Annotated in this window: 1 protein-coding gene; it reads right to left on the bottom strand. The window is 41.7% G+C overall.

The window, feature by feature from the left end:
• Window positions 1–1,019: IS4 family transposase (locus tag P2W72_RS15685; protein ID WP_276364573.1), on the bottom strand; the 1,019-nt coding region annotated here is incomplete at both ends.

The raw sequence follows: 1,019 nt of genomic DNA, 5'->3' as shown, positions 1-1,019 counted from the left end.
TTTAGCTGCCTGCTTTTGGGTTTGTTTCGGTTAGTATGTCTCAGGTAATTCAGTACTGCTGTGGGTTTGATGTAGGCTAGTAGGTTAATTCTCAGAAAGGTTGCCAAGTTGGAATGAGCTATAGCTCTTTTGATCGACTTTTTCAATACTGTGATGAGTAAGTTGGCGATCAGCGTTACCCAAATCTGTATTTCTATGGCATTTGAGGTATCTCCTAAAAAGTATTTCAATGGATAATTCTGTTTTAGCTGCTTAAATAGTAGTTCGATTTGCCACCTTTTCCGGTACAAATCGCCTATTTGTGTGGAGCCTAAATGGTGAATACTCGTAATCAGACGTATTAATTGCTCCCCTTTTTCGCTTTTGATTTCAATAAGTCGGTAATTTTCATCTGTGTAGACTTCCCCTTTGACTTTCCTGGGAAGCTTGATAATGGCCTCCCTGGCTATGGTTGGCTCTGGCTCTAACTTCTCTTCAACAACTTCAAAGACAGCATTTTCTCTAAGCCTGCTTACAAAAAATGCCCCTGCTTTGATTATGGCATCATAGGCTTTAAAATCAACATATCCTCGATCAAATAGATAAATGCTCCCTGCTTCAGGCTTAATCTTCGACAGGTAAGGAGCATCGTTTGCACTAGCCTTAGACATCCATATCAACATGGGAACGATGTCTTCCAGTTTTAATAGGGTGTGGACCTTGATGCCTCCTTTTGCTCTACCTGTTTTTGGTTTGCGTCCAGCATTCTCCAAAATGGCCTGAAACAATGAAATGGTCGTTGAATCAATCACATAAATAGAGCGAGATTCGTCGGATTTTAATCGGCTGTCCGTAATAAATGGGCGATAATGCTCGAATAGGGCTTGATACAAGGCTTCAAAGACAGCAGAGGATCTACGCCGGTTTGCGTCGCTAAGTGTGCTCCTTTTAGGAGAAAAATCAATCCTGCTATTCTCGCTTTTCCCTTGCATACTAGCAAAAGCGGCCTCTATTTCACGCAAAGAGGTACAATGCGCCAA

The organism is Daejeonella sp. H1SJ63 (assembly GCF_029360775.1).
In the GTDB taxonomy this organism is placed as follows: domain Bacteria; phylum Bacteroidota; class Bacteroidia; order Sphingobacteriales; family Sphingobacteriaceae; genus Daejeonella.
This window is presented reverse-complemented; position numbering and strand designations above follow the sequence as displayed.